This is a genomic window from Rahnella sp. CJA17(1/100), assembly GCF_963881615.1.
Taxonomy (GTDB): domain Bacteria; phylum Pseudomonadota; class Gammaproteobacteria; order Enterobacterales; family Enterobacteriaceae; genus Rahnella; species Rahnella aceris.
Genome location: NZ_CAWOJA010000083.1, coordinates 1 through 15385, shown reverse-complemented (window position 1 = coordinate 15385; position 15385 = coordinate 1). Strand labels below are relative to the sequence as shown.

Below are 15385 nucleotides of genomic sequence, written 5' to 3'. Positions count from 1 at the left end.
CCTGAATTCTCAGGGAAGATCATGAAATCACGTAAATTTAACCATTCTGACGGTCGTTTTGCGCTGCTTCTGCTCGCCCCCAGCATCTTTTTGCTGGGGCTGCTGGTGGCGTATCCGATGTTGTCGAATATCCAGATCAGCTTTCTGCAAATCCCGCTGAATCCGCGTCTTGATAACCGGTTTGTCGGGCTGGATAACTACATCAGCATTCTCAGCGATCCGGGCTTTTATCACTCGTTGTGGGTGACGTTCTGGTACACCGCACTGGTCGTCGCGGGCAGTACCGGGCTGGGGTTGGGCGTCGCGTTGTTTTTTAACCGTGAGTTCCGCTTTCGCAAAACGGCGCGTTCGCTGGTGATTTTGTCCTATGTCACGCCTTCCATTTCGCTGGTATTTGCCTGGAAATACATGTTCAACAACGGCTACGGCATTGTGAATGTGATTGGTGCTGACATGCTGCACCTGTTCAGCGATGCCCCACTGTGGTTCGACAATCCGGTCAGCAGCTTCGTGCTGGTGGTGTTGTTCGCCATCTGGCGTTATTTCCCCTACGCCTTTATTTCGTTTCTGGCGATTTTGCAGACCGTCGATAAATCCCTGTACGAAGCCGCAGGCATGGATGGCGCCAATGCCTGGCAGAAATTCCGCATCGTCACGCTGCCCGCCATTATGCCGGTACTGGCAACGGTGGTCACGCTGCGTGCGATCTGGATGTTCTACATGTTTGCCGACGTCTACCTGCTGACCAACAAGGTCAATATTCTGGGTGTGTATCTCTATAAAACCGCCTTCGCCTTTAACGATTTAGGTAAAGCCGCCGCCATATCCATGGTGCTGTTTGCCCTGATCTTTATCGTGATCCTTCTTGCCAGAAAACGGGTGAATATCAATGGCAGCAACTAACCGCAAGATCCTGCGCAAAGCGGGCTTTTATGCCAGCCTGCTGATTTTCCTTGGCGCGATGTTATTTCCTTTTTTCATCATGCTGATGACCTCGTTCAAAAGCAGTAAAGAGGCGATTTCCCGCCATCCGACGCTGTTCCCGCAGGAGTGGGATTTCCATCATTACGTGGATATTTTTAATCCGCAGATTTTCCCGTTCCTCAGTTACTTCAAAAACAGCCTGACCGTGTCGGTACTGGCGTCCGTGATCGCTGTGTTCTTCGGCATCCTGGGCGCTTATGCGTTGTCACGGCTGCGTTTTAAAGGGCGCGTCACCATCAACGCCAGCTTTTATACCGTCTACATGTTTTCCGGCATTTTGCTGGTGGTGCCGCTGTTCAAGATTATTTCGGCGCTGGGCCTGTATGACACCACTACCGCGCTGGTGATCACCATGGTGGTTCAGACCTTGCCGACGGCCGTGTTTATGCTGAAAAGTTACTTCGACACCATTCCTCACGACATTGAAGAAGCGGCGATGATGGACGGCCTCAACCGGCTGCAAATCATTTTCTACATCACCGTGCCGCTGGCGATCTCCGGCATCATTTCGGTGTTTGTGTACTGCTTTATGGTGGCGTGGAATGACTATCTCTTCGCCTCCATTTTCCTCTCCAGCTCTGCCAATTTCACCCTGCCTGTCGGCCTGAACACGTTGTTCAGCACACCGGATTATGTCTGGGGAAGAATGATGGCCGCCTCACTGGTGACCGCCCTGCCGGTTGTCCTGATGTACGCGCTTTCGGAGCGGTTTATCAAAGGCAATCTTACTGACGGCGGCGTTAAAGGCTGACGTTAAAACGCATATTGACTGATTAAAGATGAAGGAATATCCGATGAAAAAACTGGTCGCAACCCAGCCGCGTGTGGCTGAACTGATGGATTATGAGGACCGCCCGGTCGCAGCGTATGAAGTCAAAATTCGCGTGAAATTTGGCGCACCGAAACACGGCACCGAAGTGGTAGATTTTCGCGGCGTCAGCCCGTTTATCGACGAGGAGTTTTCGGCTGAATGGGGCATGTTTGTCCCCCGTCCGGCGGATGCGCCGCGCGGTATCGTGTTCGGCGAATTCCAGCTCGGCAACATGGTCGTGGGCACCGTTTGCGAAAAGGGCTGCGAGGTGACGGATTACGCGCTGGGCGATGATGTCTGTACTTACGGACCGCTGAGCGAAACGGTGATCGTCAACGCCGTGAACAATTACAAATTGCGCAAAATGCCCGCCGGTGCCTCATGGAAAAACGCCGTCTGTTATGACCCGGCGCAGTTCGCCATGAGTGGTGTGCGTGACGGCAATGTCCGTGTCGGCGATTTCGTGGTGATTGTCGGGCTGGGGGCGATCGGTCAAATCGCTGTGCAACTGGCGAAAAAGGCCGGTGCCAGCATCGTGATTGGCGTCGATCCGCTGGAAAAACGCGGGGAAATTGCGCTGAAAAACGGCGCGGATGCCGTGTTTAACCCGATCGGTACTGACATCGGGCTGGAGATCAAAAAACTCACCGGCAAACAGGGGGCTGACGTGATCATCGAAACCAGCGGCAATGCCCAGGCATTGCAGGCGGCGCTGCGGGGTATCGCTTACGGCGGCACAATTTCTTACGTCGCCTTTGCCAAACCCTTTGCCGAAGGCTTTAACCTCGGGCGGGAAGCCCACTTTAACAATGCCAAAATCGTCTTTTCCCGCGCATGCAGCGAACCCAATCCCGATTATCCCCGCTGGAGCCGTAAACGCATCGAAGACTCCTGCTGGGAACTGCTGATGAACGGCTACCTGAACTGCGAAGACCTGATCGATCCGGTGGTCACGTTCAGCAACAGCGCGGAGAGCTACATGAAATACGTCGATCAGCATCCTGATCAGAGCATCAAGCTCGGCATCACTTTCTAAAAGGACTTAGACATGAAAATCGGTACACAAAATCAGGCATTTTTCCCGGAAAATATTCTGGAGAAATTCAAATTTATCAAGGCAATGGGTTTCGACGGTTTTGAAATTGACGGCAAATTGCTGGTAAATCATCTCGACGAAGTGAAAGCCGCTATCGCCCAAACTGGCCTGCCAGTGATTACCGCCTGCGGTGGCTATGAGGGGTGGATCGGTGATTTCATCGAGGAGCGCCGTCTGAACGGATTGCAGCAAATCACTGCGATTCTGGAAGCCCTTTCGCAGGTCGGCGGTAAAGGGATTATCGTGCCCGCCGCCTGGGGAATGTTTACCTACCGTCTGCCGCCGATGACCTCACCGCGCAGTCAGGCGGGCGACCGTCTGGCGGTCAGCGCATCCTTGCGGGAGCTGGAAAATGTCGCCAGACGCACCGGCACAACGGTGTATCTGGAGCCGCTGAACCGTTATCAGGATCACATGATAAACACGCTGGCGGAGGCACGCCGTTATATCGAAGAGGGCGCGCTTGAGCACGTCAAAATCATCGGCGATTTTTACCATATGAGCATTGAGGAGGATTGCCTCAGCGCTGCGTTCCATCAGCAACGCGATCTGCTCGGCCACGTACATATTGCTGACAATCATCGTTACCAGCCGGGCAGCGGCAGTATTGATTTTGGCCGCGCATTTCAGCAACTCAAAGAAGATGGCTACGACGGCTATATCGTCTACGAATGCCGCGTGCGGGCAGAAAATCCGACCCAGGCTTATCAGGATTCACTGACCTATCTTCGCAATTTACTCTGACTGACAGGCCGCGAAATGGAATTTATAACGAAACCGGCAGGAACGCTGAAAGTGGCGCTGGTGGGGGCGGGTCAGGTGGCGGAAAAGGTCCATGTGGCCTGTTACCGCCAGCTTCCGGGGCTTGAACTGGTCGCGGTGGTGGATTGCGATACGGCGCGCGCTCAGGCATTTGCCGGGCGCAACGGTATCGCCCGTGCCTTTACCTCACTGGAAGAGATGCTGGAGGCTGAACGGCCCGACATCGTCAGCATCTGTACGCCCAACCTTTTCCATCATCAGCAAGTGATCACGGCATTGCAGCACGGCTGTCATGTGTTCTGTGAAAAACCGCCTGCCATGACCGCCGCGCAGGCGCTGGAAATGTGGCAGGCGGCGGAACAGGCTGGCCGGATTCTGGCCTATGACTTTCATCACCGTTTCGCCGAAGATGCGCGCATTTTACGCCAGAAAGTCGCCGCGGGAGAACTGGGTGAGGTTTATGTCACCACCGCGCGCGCCCTGCGCCGCTGCGGCGTGCCCGGCTGGGGCAATTTCACGGATAAAACGCAGTCCGGCGGCGGACCGCTGATCGACATCGGCATTCATATGCTGGATGCCGCCATGTACGTGCTCGGCTTTCCGGCGGTGCGCAAAGTCACCGCGCAGATGTTTCAGAAAATCGGTAACCGCAAAAGTGAAGGGCAGTTCGGAAGCTGGGATCCGCAGAAATACAGCGTGGAAGATTCAGTATTTGCCGCGATTGAGTTCTGCAACGGCGGGTTGTTGCGTCTGGAAACGGCGTTTGCGCTGAATATTCAGCCGCAATCGGTGATGAACGTTGAGTTTTGCGGTGATAAGGCCGGTGCCACACTGTTTCCTGCCCAGGTGTATACCGATGAAAAGGGCGAACTGGTGAGGTTATTCCACCGGGAGGTTGCCGACGATCAGCGCCATGTGCGCAGCGTTCAGGCGTTTGTGGCGGCGGTTCGCGGGGAAACGGTGAGTCTGGCAGATGCGGAACAGGGATACCGGATCCAGCAACTGGTGGCGGCTGTCTATCAGTCGGCAGAGTCGGGGGAGAGCGTGTATCTATGATTCAGCCTCAGATCCTGCCCGAAGCACCGTTTTCACCACATCGCCTGAATAAGTACGGCAGCCTGCATACCTGCGGTAATGGCCGGATTGGTATCCGTGGCTGTCACGAAGAAGCCTATACCGATCAACAGCGGGGCATGTTTGTCGCGGGTTTTTATCACCGTGCAAATACGACCGAAGTCACCGAACTGGTGAATCTGCCGGATATTATTGGTATGCGCATTGAGCTGGACGGCGAGAGTTTATCGCTGCTTTCCGGCACGCTGGTGTCCTATCAGCGTGAACTGCGCACCATGAACGGTGAGCTGTATCGCGAACTGGTCTGGCAGTCGCCCGCCGGTCAGCGGTTCAAAATCGAAACCCGTCGTTTTGTGGCGCTTTCTCCGCTGGCGCTGGTGGCGAGCCGTTTAACTGTCACCGCGCTGGATGCGGATGCACATTTGTGCGTGAGCACCGGCATTGATGCAACGCTCACCAACAGCGGCAGACAGCATCTGAATGAATGTTCAGTGCGGGTTTTCGATCAAAACGTTTTACAAGGCGGTTATCAGACCACAGACGGCCAGCAGCAGGCGATCATCACCAGCCAGTGCCTGTTTCCCGCCCGCGCCAGCAGCAGTTTTTCGTCGAAAAACCGCCAGTTACTGCAACACATCAGCCTGCCGTTATCTGCCGGTGAAGCGGTGACGCTGGAGAAATTCAGCTGGATTGCCACGTCGCTCGATGCAGATTTCCTGCCAGAAAACACCTTCGCAGCACGCTGCCTGAAGGCCCTGCTGGCACACGCGCAGCAAGGTTACGGACACCTGCTGATGGAAAATACCCGCCACTGGCAGCATTACTGGCAGGCATCACGGGTCTGTGTGGCGTCAGATGATCCCCAGGATCAACGTGCACTGGATTTTGCACTGTATCACCTGAAGCTGATGATCCCGGCGCATGACGCACGCGCCAGCGTGGCGGCGAAAGGGCTGACCGGCGAAGGCTATAAAGGGCATGTTTTCTGGGATACCGAAATATTTATCCTGCCTTTTGCCCTGCTGAATGCGTCTGAACAGGCGCGAAAACTGCTGGAATACCGCTATCTGCATCTGGCGCAGGCGCAGGACAAAGCCCGGCAGAACGGTTATCAGGGCGCACTGTTTCCGTGGGAAAGCGCGTTCAGCGGCGAAGAGGAAACGCCTGAATTTGCCGCGATCAATATCCGTACCGGTCAGCGGCAACGGGTGGCATCGGCGCTGGCAGAACATCATCTGGTGGCGGATATCGCCTATGCCACGGTGGGCTATTTCCAGGCCACGCTCGACACGGAATTTATGCAACAAATGGGACTGGCGCTGCTGAAAGAAACCGCACGGTTCTGGATGAGCCGCGCTGAACGGCGTGGCGACCGGCTGGTAATTCTCAACGTCATCGGGCCGGATGAATACACAGAACATGTTGATAATAATGCGTTTACCAATTATATGGCGCAGTACAACGTCCGGGAGGCCTGCCGGTATCTGCATGAATTTAATCATGAGGACGCCGCATTCTTCGCGCAGGCGGAAGATTTTCTGACGCACCTGTATCTGCCGCAGCCCGATGTGCAGGGCGTGATCGCGCAGGATGATTCCTTCCTCAGCAAACCGCAATGCGACCTGACAGCCTATAAATCCCGGCAGGGCACACAGGCCATTTTGCTGGATTATTCCCGTGCGGAAATCAACGAGATGCAGATTCTGAAACAGGCCGATGTGGTCATGCTCATGCAACTGCTGCCCGCACAGTTCACGCCACAATGCCAGGCTGCCAGTCTCAGTTTTTATGAACCGCGTACGATTCACGACTCTTCGCTGAGTAAATCGGTGCATGCGATTGTTGCCGCCCGGACCGGGAAGGTCGCACAGGCATTGCAGTTTTACCGCGAGGCGTGCCGCATCGATTTGGGCGAAGAACCTCACTCTTCGGACGACGGTATTCATGCGGCCGCCACGGCCGCTATCTGGACGGGGGCGCTGATGGGGTTTGCGGGGCTGGATTATCAGTCAGGCGAACTGCATTTCCGGCCCTCGCTGCCGCAGGGCTGGACGCGGTTACAGTTTCCCCTTTGCTGGCGTGGAACGCGCCTGACGGTGTCGCTTGAACCCCGGCAATTTACCCTCAGCAAAACGAATGCTCAGCCGCTGACGGTCTGGATCAACGGCATCTCTCACACATTTACGGAAAGCCTCATTCTGAAAGGATCTCATGATGAAAACTGAACCCCTGCCGCGTGCCGTTATTTTTGACCTCGATGGTGTGGTGGTCGATACCGCGCACCTGCATTTTATGGCCTGGCAACGACTGGCGCAGCGTATCGGGATCCCCATCGATGCTGCGTTTAATGAGCAACTGAAGGGCGTCAGTCGTCAGGAATCGCTGTTGAAGATCCTCGCTGTGGGCGGAAAAACCGGAACTTTTACGCAGGCAGAATGTGACGCAATGGCGGCGGAGAAAAATGCCGATTATGTCGGATTACTCGCCGGGCTGACCACGGCGGACATTTTGCCGGGGATCAGTGAATTGCTGCATACGTTGCGTGAACAGGGCGTGCTCACCGGTCTGGCTTCCGTTTCACAAAATGCCCCGCAGGTGCTCAGGGCGTTAGGACTGGAGCAGGCTTTCGATTATGTCGCGGACGCCCGCCGGATCACGCATTCCAAACCGCATCCGGAAATTTTCCTCAACGTTTGCGAGGCGCTGAATATCGCGCCGCAGCATGCCGCAGGGATAGAGGATGCGCAGGCGGGGATTGATGCATTACGTGCCGGAGGCATTTTCTCAATTGGCATTGGCGCCACGCTGGAAGGGGCAAATCACCGTCTGGATTCTACCGACGGGCTGTCGTGGGCGGTTATCAGGCAACAATGGTTGCACCATCAGGCTGATATTTAAGGAAAAATTATGGCTCAGATTTCACTGCAACACATTCAGAAAATTTACGACAAACAGGTTCACGTGGTGAAGGATTTCAATCTGGAGATCGCGGATAAAGAATTTATCGTGTTTGTCGGGCCATCCGGCTGCGGAAAATCTACCACCCTGCGTATGATCGCCGGGCTGGAGGAAATTTCTTCCGGCGACCTGCTGATCGACGGCGTGCGCATGAACGACGTCGCACCGAAAGATCGCGAGATAGCGATGGTATTTCAGAACTATGCGCTTTATCCGCATATGTCCGTGTACGACAACATGGCGTTTGGCCTGAAACTGAGAAAGATTGCGCCGGAGGAAATCAGTCAGCGCGTGGAGTATGCGGCCCAGATCCTCGGGCTGAATGAGTATCTGGCGCGACGTCCGGGGGCGTTATCCGGCGGCCAGCGTCAGCGCGTCGCGCTCGGGCGCGCGATTGTGCGTGATGCCAAAGTCTTTCTGATGGACGAACCGCTGTCGAACCTCGATGCCAAACTGCGGGTACAGATGCGGGCCGAAATCAGCAAGCTGCACCATAAACTCAATACGACGATGATTTATGTCACCCATGATCAGACCGAAGCTATGACCATGGCGACGCGGATTGTGGTGATGAAAGACGGCATTATCCAGCAGGTTGGCGCGCCTAAAACGGTCTATAACCATCCACAAAATATGTTTGTGGCCGGTTTTATTGGATCACCTGCGATGAACTTTATCCGTGGTGCGCTGGATGGCAACTTTTTCGTGACGGAAAGTCTGCATATTCCGGTGCCTGAAGACAAACTGACGATATTGAATGCACGGGGTTATCAACGTAAACCGCTGATACTCGGGATCCGTCCTGAAGATATCGCCGGTGCAGAGCAGCAGAACGCACATTTTGACGCGCGAATTACGGTGGCTGAACTGACCGGTGCAGAATTTATGTTGTATTGCTCGATTGGCGGTCATGAATTTGTCTGCCGTTCAAACGCTAATACTGATTATCAGGCCGGACAATTATTATCCCTGTGCTTTGATATGAATAAATGTCATTTCTTTGATTGTGAAACTGAGGAAGTCATTACCGCGCATTAATAAGTTATGTTACTAACGTGTATAAATAACACGAATTTTAAAAGAGGTTATCCGTTGTTTTAATATCCATCTGTCCCTACTGTAAAAGGAATTATTATAATGAAAATGAAAGTGGCTGCCGCATTATTATGCGGCACAGTCTGCTCGTCGGCTTTTTCCGCTGAGAGCGAAAGCGTAAATAAAAATGAAGATCATAATTCACCGGCAATGCTGACGCCGGTACCGATCGGTAACGTTGCGTTACCTGCTGAACCCTGGAAGGTGCAGATCGGCGCCATGCAGGAAACAGAGAACACAGAAGGTCAGGGCGATAAAGACGGCGCTTATGAACCGACGGTATTTGTTAACTTCAGCAAAGGAAAGTGGAACTTCTACGGCGCATTTTATCAGGAAGACCATAACGTCGATTACTCCGAAGATACCCGAAGTGACTGGTTTAATCAGGTCGAATTCGATATGCATTATCAGTTTGTGGATAACGCAGATTATGCGCTGGGGCTGATGCTCGGTTTCAGGAACTATCAGTGGCAATATAATGAAGATAAAAAGAAAGAGGGCAATTCTTATAATACCCAGCGTTATACCATTCAGCCAGACTGGTCGGTGTCGCTTAGTCCTGCGTTGAAATATAACGGCTGGATGGCGTTGTATAATTATTATAACAGTATGGACGACAACGGTTATCTGAATAAAGAGTTTGAAGGTGAAACCGGTTTGAAATACAGTTTCACCGACGATGTCGCGATGCAGGTCAGTTATTATTTAGATCGCGGATGGAATACCGGTGACAGCCAGCGCGGGGAATTCGCTAAACAGGAAGCGCGTATCTATTTGCCGGTGAGCTTCGATCTTTTCTCCAGCGGGAAAACTGTGCTGACGCCTTATGCCCGCCGGACGCTGGATACCTATTATTACAATGATGATCGCGGAGAACGCGAAGGAGAAACCGATACGCGATTCGGGTTGTTAATCAATCAGCCTTTACCCAACGGTTTTGCCATCTCACTGGAATATGCCTACGAATTGCAGTTGCACGATAATACCGATGCCAGCGCCAATGCGAAGACCAAATTCCATTATACCGGTGTCGGTGTCACCTATTCTTTCTGATGCCTCTCATCACCCAACCGGAAGCTGTTTTCCGGTTGGGTTTTCTTATTTTCCGGCAGTGATTTCTATGGCGGAATGATTCACCACCAGCTGTGTCGGCACCAGCGTGCGGGAATGCGCGCCGGGACGATCGAAAATTTTATCGAACAGCACACCGCAACCCTGCCAGCCTAATTCGCGGATAGGAATTTCAATGCCGGTCAGCCCCGGAGAAAGGATCGGCGAAATATTGTCGCTGCTGTAACCGGTGATGGACATTTCGTCGGGAATGATCTTTTTCTGTTCATGGGCCGCGCGGTAAATGCTCATGACTTTCACGGCATCCGTGGCGAAAACGGCCGTCGGCGGATGCGCCTTTTGCAGCAATGTCGTCGCCGCCAGATAAGCGCTTTCGGTGGTATAACCGCCGTCAATCATCAGGCCCGGTTGCGCAGTCAGACCGGCATCCTGCATGGCGCGTTTATAACCGGCAAGGCGGTCAATGGAAACGTGATAATCCAGCGGCGCGTGCAGGCAGGCAATATCCTGGTGACCGAGCGAAATAAGATGTTCTGTCAGCCGGTAACTGTCCTGAAAATTATCGGTATCGACGGAAAAGACGTGCTGATATGTTCCTTCAATATTGCCAATCACCACCACAGGAACCTGATAATTATCTAACTGTTCCAGAATATATTCATCGGCGGGTGAACTGAGCATTATCACGCCTTTCACCATTTTTTCCGTTATTTTGGCGACACACTTTTGCAGATCTTCTTCGCTATTTTTGGACGTCTGCAAAATAACGTCAAAACCCTCTTCTTCCGCTCTCAGCGCAATGGATTGCAATATTTCGGAGAAGAAAGGGTTCCCGGCGGTTGTTTTGGTCGAACGGGTGGATATCACTAAAATCGCATCAAAACCTTTGGATGTCAGCGCCCGCGCCAGTTTGCTTGGCTGATAATTCAGCGTGCGGATAGCATCCAGCACGCGCTCACGGGCATCTGGCGAAATATTGGTTTGGTTGGTAATAACTCTGGAAACGGTAGATTTGGACACTTTTGCCAGACGGGCAATATCATAAATAGTGACTGCCACAATATATGCACCTCAAATATCCGTATTAAGGACGGGATATTGATAATACGGGGCAGGTCTGAGGTTGTCCATTTTCCCCAGACCTGATGTGGCGGATTATTACTCGTCTAATTTCAGCGGCGGCAACTGCGCAAAAATGCTCAGCAGGCCTTCGCCCCAGCCTTTGCGGATCATGTCGAAATACGGGTGTGTTTCGGTGATCCGGTGCTGTTGCGCGGCGCTGAAGCTGTCTGTCGGATAGGTCATCACATCCAGCGGCAGGCCGACGGAAAGATTACTGCGCAATGTGGAGTCCATCGAAATCAGCGCACATTGCATCGCCTGATCCAACGCGGTGTCGTAGCTCAGTACGCGATCGATAATCGGCTTACCGTACTTACTCTCACCAATCTGGAAATACGGCGTGTCGTGCGTGGCTTCGATGAAATTCCCCTGCGGATAAATGTGGAACAGCCGCTGGCCCTCACCTTTAATCTGTCCGCCGAGCAACAGATTGCAGCTGAAATCTGTATTGCCCCCCTGATTTGCACCGCTGTCCCGTGCAATCACTTCACGCACCGTTTCACCCAGCAGGCTGGCGGCATCGTAAAGCGACTTCACGTTCAGCAGGTTTTCCCGCTCATCGTCTGCGCAGCGACGATGCAGCAGACTGATAATGCTCTGTGTGGTCGCCAGATTTCCGGCACTCTGGATCACCAGCACGCGTTCATCGCTTTGATGAAAAACATGCAGTTTACGGAAGGTGGAAATATGGTCCACTCCGGCATTGGTGCGTGAATCTGAAACAAACACCAGGCCAGAGGACAAGCGCATGGCCACACAGTAAGTCATAAAAAGGTTTCCTCAGGTATTCAGGATCATTGCGGAACGTCGAGTATGGCAACGGCCGCGACAGTGCGCATGTCTTCGCTTCCTCCCCCTAACCGGATACCGCGGACCGGGCATGCATCAAGATAATCTATGCCGATAGCCAGTTTCAAATGCTGATTCGGTTTACAGGTGTTATTGGTGACATCGAAGCTCTGCCAGCGGTCATCCAGCCAGGCTTCCGCCCACGCATGCATGGCCACATGCGCCGAGTCTTCCGAGTAAAGATAGCCGCTGACATAACGCGCCGGAATGCCCAGGCTGCGGCAGCAGGCCAGGAAAACGTGTGTGTGGTCCTGACATACGCCGGTTTGTGCTGAAAAGGCTTGTGAGGCGCTGTCTTTCACCGTGGTGCTGCCGGGGTTGTAAGGCATTTTCAACAGCAGTTCACCCATCAGGCTGCACAGACTTTCATGCTGTGCCTGCGGCCGGTAATAACGGCTGGCGAAATCGCGGATCGCGCCATCGGCCAGGGTCAGCGGGCTGGTGCGCAAAAACACCAGCGGCGAGAGATGCCCGCAATTATCGTCTTCCGTATTGTCTTCAATCTCGACCACGCCGTTGGCTTCAATGGTGATCGCCTGATGGGGTTGATCGAGCGTCAGGACATGCAGCACATTGCCATAGGCATCCAGCGTGCGGGTGGCATATTCCGGCAAGGTCAGATCCCACGACAAAATCTTCTGATGGCTGGAGTCCTGCGGTGTGAGGCGCAGATATTGCGTGCTGTGTTTAACCTGTTGCGCATAGCTGTAATGCGTCTGATGTGTGACATTCAGTTTCATTATTGGGCCTCCAGATAGGTTTGATGAATGCTCTCAGCGATGGCATTGGTCTGATCCAGAAACTGCATCAACCAGGGGCTGAGACCCATCTCAACAATCTCGTCCATTTCGGTGAAGCGAAGCTGAGCATGAAGGGTATGGACACGGCGGCGTGGCAAATTGCCTGCGCTGCCGCCGATTTCCTCCAGCTGTTCGGCCATGATTTCGACACAGGAAAGCAGAGAACGCGGTAACTCGCGGCGCAGTATCAGCAGCTCGGCAATACGTTTCTGGCTAAGTTGCTGCTTATAAAGCGTGTGGAACGCTTCGCGGGCGCTGACCGCACGCAGCAGCGTGTCCATCCGGTAGTACTCGCGCACCGGATCTTCATCAGCATTCAGTAACTGATTTTTGGCATCCAGCAGGCGGGCGGTGCTGTCCGCCCGCTCAAGCATGGTGCCGAGGCGGATAAAGTTCAGTGCATCACTGCGCAGTAATGTGCCGAACATCGCACCGCGGAACAGATGTGAGCGCTCCTTGACCCAGTCGAAGAAAGCGTCTGCACCGGCAGAACCGACGCCCTGACGGCGGATCAGTTTCATCTCTATCCAGGTGGCATTGATGCTTTCCCAGACTTCAGAAGAAAGACTGCCGCGCACCGCATGCGCATTGTTCCAGGCCATTTGCAGGCAACTGAAAATGCTGCTGTGGTTGAAGCTGTCCAGAGCGAAGAAGTTGAGCAGATTACCCATCGACTCCTGCGGATAGTGCTCGTTGAACAGTGTCCGCGTACCGGTCATGGTCAGCGGTACCAGTAAATCATTGTTTTCATCGCGTGCGTTGACGTCACGGATCGACATCATCGACAGCTTATTGGTCACGTCCAGCAGGCGTGCAATATTCTCGGCGCGTTCCAGATAACGCGCCATCCAGTACAGTTCGCTGGCTGTTCTGCTTAGCATGCGTCATCCTCCGTCGGATTTTCTTCCAGCACCCAGGTATCTTTGGTCCCGCCGCCCTGAGATGAATTCACTACCAGCGAGCCTTCTTCCAGCGCTACGCGGGTTAATCCGCCCGGTACCAGACGAATTTCGGCGCCGGTCAGCGCAAATGGCCGCAGGTCGATATGACGCGGCGCCAGCCCGTTACCGACAAAGGTCGGGCAGGTGGAAAGCGCCAGCGTTTCCTGCGCGATGTAGTTTTCCGGGCGGATGCGCAGTAATTCGCGGAAGCGTTCAATTTCTGCCTTGCTGGCCGTCGGCCCAATCAGCATGCCGTAACCGCCTGCGCCATGAACCTCTTTCACCACCATTTTTTCCAGGTTGGCCAGCACGAAAGACAGATCGCTTTCCTTGCGGCATTGCCACGTCGGCACGTTATTGAGGATCGGATCTTCCGCCAGGTAGTAACGGATCATCTCCGGTACATACGGGTAGATCGATTTATCATCCGCCACGCCGGTACCGATCGCATTCGCCAGCACCACACCACCGGATCGATACACCGACAGCAGGCCGGGAACCCCGAGCATGGAATCGGCGCGGAACGCCAGCGGATCGAGGAAGGCGTCGTCGATACGCCGGTAGATCACGTCAATCTTGCACGGTCCGGCGGTGGTGCGCATAAACACCGCGCCGTCTTTCACGAACAGATCGACACTTTCTACCAGTTCAACGCCCATTTGTTGTGCGAGGAAACTGTGCTCGAAATAGGCACTGTTAAAGCGGCCGGGCGTCAGTACCACGACGGTCGGATCGTTGACGGTGGTGCTTTCGCGCAGGGTTTGCAGTAAGTGGGAAGGGTAGCGGGAAACCGGCGCGATACGCTGCTCGGCAAACAATTCGGGATATAACCGCATCATCATTTTGCGGTTTTCCATCATGTAAGACACACCGGACGGCGTGCGCAGGTTGTCTTCCAGTACGTAGTATTCGCCATCGCCTCCCCGCACCATGTCGGTTCCGGCAATGTGGGCGTAGGTATCACGGTGAAGATCGATGCCCTGCATGCAGGGCTGATACTGATCGTTGGCCAGCACCTGTTCGGCGGGCACGATCCCTGCCTTGAGGATCTTCTGGTCATGATAAATATCATGCAGAAAAGCATTAAGCGCCTGAACCCGCTGACGGATCCCGCGATCAAGCATCTGCCATTCGCTGGCCGGAATAATGCGTGGCACGCTGTCGAACGGGATCAGCCGTTCCGCGCCATCATCTTCGCCATAAACATTAAAGGTAATCCCCACCCGGTGAAACAACAGCGCAGCTTCCTCTTTTTTGCGCTGGACTGCCTGTTGATCGGCTTGCTGCAACCACTGCCAGTAGGCCTGATAATGGCTGCGGTGTTTGCCTTCAGCCATCAACATTTCATCAAAAAAGGGTGAATCGGAAAGGTCAATCTTGATCATCATCACCTCACAAACTGGACAGGCTGCAATTGAATCGTTCAATAACAATGAAGATCAGGCATAAAGTGTGCCAGCGTGCAAAACGGGCTGAAAATCAGGTGAAAAGGGGCCGGTCTGCCCTGTTCGGGTGCAGCGCGCTTTCAAGTTGAGTGAAAAGAGGGCAGAAATGATCAGGTTACTGTAAGTATGATCGTTAATGAGGCAATCGCCATTGATGATATGAAAACAACAAAAAAACTTATGGATACATTAATTATGTTTAGTATTTCTGTGCATCATCACATTCGCATTCTCCGGATCCTGATACAAAATTCCCACAATTTCACCATGTGAATACAGTTTCCTCACACCCCGAAAAGCAGGATGCTTTTCACATGTCAGCCAGGGACCGGAATGAACACACTTTCCCGCTATTCTCTCGATATCTGGAACAGCCC

The 15385-nt window shown here is 53.6% G+C and carries 15 protein-coding genes; 9 read left to right on the top strand and 6 right to left on the bottom strand.

What is annotated here, in order from left to right:
* The first annotated feature begins 21 nt into the window (after positions 1-21).
* The 9 genes from AACU55_RS23485 (at position 22) to AACU55_RS23445 (ending at position 9833) form a co-directional block, all read left to right on the top strand.
* A complete protein-coding gene (locus AACU55_RS23485) occupies positions 22-903 on the top strand; it encodes a carbohydrate ABC transporter permease (protein WP_013577196.1) in 882 nt (293 codons plus the stop codon).
* Entirely contained in the window at positions 890-1735 is an 846-nt protein-coding gene (locus AACU55_RS23480) for a carbohydrate ABC transporter permease (protein WP_013577195.1), read from the top strand. The genes AACU55_RS23485 and AACU55_RS23480 overlap by 14 nt, the downstream gene beginning before the upstream one ends.
* Positions 1736-1778: 43 nt before the next feature.
* The gene (locus tag AACU55_RS23475) at positions 1779-2831 is read left to right on the top strand and encodes a zinc-dependent alcohol dehydrogenase (protein WP_013577194.1); all 1053 of its coding nucleotides are present in this window, start codon (positions 1779-1781) and stop codon (positions 2829-2831) included.
* A gap of 12 nt (positions 2832-2843) precedes the next feature.
* Positions 2844-3635, top strand: coding sequence for a sugar phosphate isomerase/epimerase family protein (locus AACU55_RS23470; RefSeq protein WP_015690503.1), 792 nt, complete (start codon positions 2844-2846; stop codon positions 3633-3635).
* A gap of 15 nt (positions 3636-3650) precedes the next feature.
* The gene (locus AACU55_RS23465) at positions 3651-4709 is read left to right on the top strand and encodes a Gfo/Idh/MocA family protein (protein WP_119262130.1); all 1059 of its coding nucleotides are present in this window, start codon (positions 3651-3653) and stop codon (positions 4707-4709) included.
* Positions 4706-6952 (top strand): glycoside hydrolase family 65 protein, encoded by a 2247-nt coding sequence (locus AACU55_RS23460; protein ID WP_134706230.1) that lies wholly within the window; start codon positions 4706-4708, stop codon positions 6950-6952. The genes AACU55_RS23465 and AACU55_RS23460 overlap by 4 nt, the downstream gene beginning before the upstream one ends.
* Complete coding sequence (pgmB, locus tag AACU55_RS23455; RefSeq protein ID WP_037035087.1) at positions 6942-7625, top strand: beta-phosphoglucomutase; 684 nt, start codon at positions 6942-6944, stop codon at positions 7623-7625. The genes AACU55_RS23460 and pgmB overlap by 11 nt, the downstream gene beginning before the upstream one ends.
* Before the next feature lie 9 nt (positions 7626-7634).
* Positions 7635-8723, top strand: coding sequence for an ABC transporter ATP-binding protein (locus tag AACU55_RS23450; protein ID WP_134706229.1), 1089 nt, complete (start codon positions 7635-7637; stop codon positions 8721-8723).
* Positions 8724-8822: 99 nt separating this feature from the next.
* On the top strand, positions 8823-9833 hold the full coding sequence (locus AACU55_RS23445; RefSeq protein ID WP_134706228.1) for an OmpG family monomeric porin: 1011 nt from the start codon (positions 8823-8825) through the stop codon (positions 9831-9833).
* Positions 9834-9878: 45 nt separating this feature from the next.
* On the opposite strand, the gene AACU55_RS23440 is transcribed toward AACU55_RS23445, so the two are convergent.
* The 6 genes from AACU55_RS23440 to AACU55_RS23415 all read right to left on the bottom strand — a co-directional run.
* A complete protein-coding gene (locus AACU55_RS23440; protein WP_134706227.1) occupies positions 9879-10910 on the bottom strand; it encodes a LacI family DNA-binding transcriptional regulator in 1032 nt (343 codons plus the stop codon).
* A 99-nt stretch (positions 10911-11009) separates the two neighbouring features.
* Entirely contained in the window at positions 11010-11741 is a 732-nt protein-coding gene (locus tag AACU55_RS23435; RefSeq protein ID WP_013577186.1) for a proteasome-type protease, read from the bottom strand.
* A 26-nt stretch (positions 11742-11767) separates the two neighbouring features.
* Complete coding sequence (locus tag AACU55_RS23430; RefSeq protein ID WP_013577185.1) at positions 11768-12562, bottom strand: transglutaminase family protein; 795 nt, start codon at positions 12560-12562, stop codon at positions 11768-11770.
* Positions 12562-13503: an alpha-E domain-containing protein gene (locus AACU55_RS23425; RefSeq protein ID WP_013577184.1), complete on the bottom strand. Its 942-nt coding sequence runs from the start codon at positions 13501-13503 to the stop codon at positions 12562-12564. The genes AACU55_RS23430 and AACU55_RS23425 overlap by 1 nt, the downstream gene beginning before the upstream one ends.
* Entirely contained in the window at positions 13497-14948 is a 1452-nt protein-coding gene (locus tag AACU55_RS23420) for a circularly permuted type 2 ATP-grasp protein (protein WP_013577183.1), read from the bottom strand. Before AACU55_RS23420 ends, AACU55_RS23425 begins: the two co-directional genes overlap by 7 nt.
* A gap of 249 nt (positions 14949-15197) precedes the next feature.
* Positions 15198-15385 (bottom strand): hypothetical protein (locus AACU55_RS23415; RefSeq protein WP_205960138.1); only part of this gene is annotated, 188 nt, incomplete at its 5' end.

Coding starts and splice junctions, on each gene's coding strand:
- AACU55_RS23450 (WP_134706229.1), top strand. CDS start 7,635: ATGGCTCAGATTTCACTGCAACACATTCAGAAAATTTACGACAAACAG.
- AACU55_RS23460 (WP_134706230.1), top strand. CDS start 4,706: ATGATTCAGCCTCAGATCCTGCCCGAAGCACCGTTTTCACCACATCGC.
- AACU55_RS23465 (WP_119262130.1), top strand. CDS start 3,651: ATGGAATTTATAACGAAACCGGCAGGAACGCTGAAAGTGGCGCTGGTG.
- AACU55_RS23430 (WP_013577185.1), bottom strand. CDS start 12,562: ATGAAACTGAATGTCACACATCAGACGCATTACAGCTATGCGCAACAG.
- pgmB (WP_037035087.1), top strand. CDS start 6,942: ATGAAAACTGAACCCCTGCCGCGTGCCGTTATTTTTGACCTCGATGGT.
- AACU55_RS23485 (WP_013577196.1), top strand. CDS start 22: ATGAAATCACGTAAATTTAACCATTCTGACGGTCGTTTTGCGCTGCTT.
- AACU55_RS23425 (WP_013577184.1), bottom strand. CDS start 13,503: ATGCTAAGCAGAACAGCCAGCGAACTGTACTGGATGGCGCGTTATCTG.
- AACU55_RS23435 (WP_013577186.1), bottom strand. CDS start 11,741: ATGACTTACTGTGTGGCCATGCGCTTGTCCTCTGGCCTGGTGTTTGTT.
- AACU55_RS23470 (WP_015690503.1), top strand. CDS start 2,844: ATGAAAATCGGTACACAAAATCAGGCATTTTTCCCGGAAAATATTCTG.
- AACU55_RS23480 (WP_013577195.1), top strand. CDS start 890: ATGGCAGCAACTAACCGCAAGATCCTGCGCAAAGCGGGCTTTTATGCC.
- AACU55_RS23445 (WP_134706228.1), top strand. CDS start 8,823: ATGAAAATGAAAGTGGCTGCCGCATTATTATGCGGCACAGTCTGCTCG.
- AACU55_RS23420 (WP_013577183.1), bottom strand. CDS start 14,948: ATGATCAAGATTGACCTTTCCGATTCACCCTTTTTTGATGAAATGTTG.
- AACU55_RS23475 (WP_013577194.1), top strand. CDS start 1,779: ATGAAAAAACTGGTCGCAACCCAGCCGCGTGTGGCTGAACTGATGGAT.